Genomic DNA, 2,772 nt, shown 5'->3' with positions numbered 1-2,772 from the left:
CAGGCTGACCATTCCAGATGCGAAATGGGTATATGAAAATATCCCTGAACATACAAAAGTGGTGATCAGCTGAATTGAAAACCGTTGACAAAAAGGAAAAAAGACCATACAATTTAAAGCGTAACAATTACGTTTTATGATAAATGGCTTATCATTGTCTGTATCTGTGAAAAGCGGAAAGGCTAAGGATCTTGCTGTCATTGATCCCCATGAAGCGTCTCTTGAAAACTGGAGACGATACACAAGCCGCATTCTGATGAGATATTTGCGCTCTCCATCGGTTCAGCAACGCAAGTGGAGCAATTGCTTTATGCAAGCTGCGGTTTTCCGAATGTCGGCAAGGGCAGGGATTTGCGATGGGGAAAAGGATTAAACGCGGTTGGAGCCTTTACTGATTTAGAAATCGGGCAGCAGCGAGAAATGAGCGCGAAAAGCTGCTCTACACCATTGTACATATGGCGAAGTATACAATTTAAATCGTAATCATTCTATTTTAATGGAGGCACTATTATGAAAAAGATTCCGGTTACCGTACTGAGCGGATATCTAGGTGCGGGAAAAACAACATTGCTGAACAGCATTCTGCAAAATCGCGAAGGCTTGAAAATAGCGGTTATCGTAAACGATATGAGCGAGGTGAACATTGACGCGGGCTTGGTTAAGCAGGAAGGGGGCCTTTCCAGAACAGATGAAAAGCTTGTGGAAATGTCAAACGGCTGCATTTGCTGCACGCTTCGCGAAGACTTATTAATTGAAGTTGAGAAGCTGGCAAAAGACGGACGGTTTGATTATATCGTCATCGAATCGACAGGAATCAGCGAACCGATCCCGGTGGCCCAGACTTTCTCTTATATCGATGAAGAGATGGGAATCGATCTTACAAAATTCTGTCAGCTGGATACGATGGTGACAGTGGTTGATGCCAACCGTTTTTGGCATGATTATCAGTCAGGCGAAAGCCTTCTGGACCGCAAAGAAGCATTGGGGGAAGAGGATGAAAGAGAAATCGCCGACCTCTTGATCGATCAAATTGAGTTTTGCGATGTACTGATCTTAAATAAATGTGATTTGGTCAGCGAGCAAGAGCTCGAACAGCTTGAAAACGTTCTTCGTAAACTGCAGCCAAGAGCCAAGTTCATTCGCTGTCAAAGGAAATGTAAAACCGCAGGAGATTTTGCATACAGGGTTATTTAACTTCGAGGAAGCGAGCGGATCGGCCGGCTGGATTCAAGAGCTGACGGCAGGCCATGCGGAACACACCCCGGAAACAGAAGAATACGGTATCTCTTCATTTGTATATAAGAGACGTTTGCCGTTTCATTCTACACGGTTTTATCAATGGATAGATCAAATGCCAAAGAACGTGGTTCGTGCCAAAGGAATCGTCTGGTGCGCATCTCATAACAACCTCGCTTTGCTGATGTCGCAAGCAGGTCCGTCGGTTACGATTGAGCCTGTATCTTATTGGGTGGCGGCGCTGCCGAAGCTTGAGCAGGAGCAAGTCAAACAACAGGAGCCGGAAATCCTGGAGGAGTGGGACCCGGAGTTCGGCGACCGCCTAACGCAGCTAGTTTTTATCGGAACTGACCTGGATGAAGAAACGATCACGAAAGAGCTTGATCAATGCCTGTTGACTGAGTATGAATTTGATTCCGACTGGTCGCTGTTTGAGGACCCGTTTAAATGGAAGCTGAATCAATAGAAAAAAAGCCGTCCCCTGGAGAACGGCTTTTTTTAATGAAACGTTTGTTTAAACATAATGAGCGTATTTTTTCTCAAGGATATTCTGAAAGACCGCGGCAATGGAGCAGATGGCCCAATAAATGAGAGCGGTCAGAATATACATGGTCATATAATCAAACTCTCTGCCCCCGATGATTTTCGCATGCTGGAGCAATTCCGGCACTGTAATCATCGCAGCGAGAGAGGACGCCTTGATTAAGTCGAGCAATACATTGGCAAGCGGAGGCAGCGCAATATGTATCGATTGCGGCAAAATGATGCCCCTCATCGTCTGCCAATAGGAAAGACCCAGCGAGGATGCGGCTTCCCACTGTCCTTTTTCGACGGATGAAATGGCTGAACGGTTAATTTCCGCAATGTAGGCGGCGCTGTTAAGGCTAAAACCGATTAAAGCAGCCGTGACAGCGGAAAATTCAATGCCGATATAAGGAAACCCAAAATAAAGGATAAACAAAATCACCAAAATCGGAACGCCCCGCATAAATGAGATATAGAGCTTCGCCGGCCATCTTAACAAAGCAAGCTTAGACATTCTGGCGAGTGATATGAACAGGCCGATCACAGTTCCCGCAAACATGCTTACAAAAGAGATGAGCAGTGTATACCCAATGCCTTTTATGACATAAGGGAACGATTCAATAGCCAGCTTCGTGTTGAAAATATATTCCCATTGAATGCTATTGATCATGGCGTCCGATTACAAATCAACGTCCTGAACGTCGGCATCAATTTTTTTTGATACATCTGCTTTATTGAAGAATTGTTTCGACAGTTTAGTCAAAGAGCCATCCTTGCTCATCTCTTTCAATGCTTCGTTCATCTTTTTCTGAAGTGCCGTATTGCTTTTTTTCATGACAAGGGCCTGTTTGTTCGGCATGTACTTGATGTCAGGATGAATTGTAATGTTGAGATCCGGGAATGCCGCGAGCGCAAGTGTCTGCAGGTAATAGTCGTTTAAAATGACGTCAGTGCGTCCGTTGGCAACATCTTTTAAATATTGCTCATTCGTCGCATTATCATAAATCACTT

Annotated in this window: 4 protein-coding genes and 1 pseudogene; 3 read left to right on the top strand and 2 right to left on the bottom strand. The window is 44.8% G+C overall.

Going from position 1 to position 2,772, the window contains the following annotated elements; genetic code table 11:
- The 3 genes and pseudogenes from ACWHAR_RS19700 to zinU form a co-directional block, all read left to right on the top strand.
- Positions 1 to 73, top strand: a 73-nt coding sequence (locus ACWHAR_RS19700) for a L,D-transpeptidase (protein WP_452087589.1), incomplete at its 5' end; no start/stop codon positions are given.
- A gap of 230 nt (positions 74 to 303) precedes the next feature.
- Positions 304 to 483 (top strand): hypothetical protein, encoded by a 180-nt coding sequence (locus ACWHAR_RS19695; protein WP_033880466.1) that lies wholly within the window; start codon positions 304 to 306, stop codon positions 481 to 483.
- A gap of 27 nt (positions 484 to 510) precedes the next feature.
- Positions 511 to 1,702, top strand: a pseudogene (gene zinU, locus ACWHAR_RS19690) (zinc metallochaperone ZinU).
- A 48-nt stretch (positions 1,703 to 1,750) separates the two neighbouring features.
- Here the strand turns inward: zinU and ACWHAR_RS19685 are convergent.
- The gene (locus ACWHAR_RS19685) at positions 1,751 to 2,431 is read right to left on the bottom strand and encodes an amino acid ABC transporter permease (RefSeq protein WP_242304515.1); all 681 of its coding nucleotides are present in this window, start codon (positions 2,429 to 2,431) and stop codon (positions 1,751 to 1,753) included.
- A 9-nt stretch (positions 2,432 to 2,440) separates the two neighbouring features.
- Positions 2,441 to 2,772, bottom strand: a 332-nt coding sequence (locus tag ACWHAR_RS19680) for a transporter substrate-binding domain-containing protein (RefSeq protein WP_452087588.1), incomplete at its 5' end; no start/stop codon positions are given.

This window comes from Bacillus sp. LR--39, assembly GCF_053613335.1.
Note: the sequence above shows the minus strand (reverse complement) of the source record. Positions and strands in the feature narration are given on the sequence as shown.

What these genes read in the sequence shown, in the direction of transcription:
- ACWHAR_RS19685 (WP_242304515.1), bottom strand. Translation starts at nt 2,431, where the DNA reads ATGATCAATAGCATTCAATGGGAATATATTTTCAACACGAAGCTGGCT.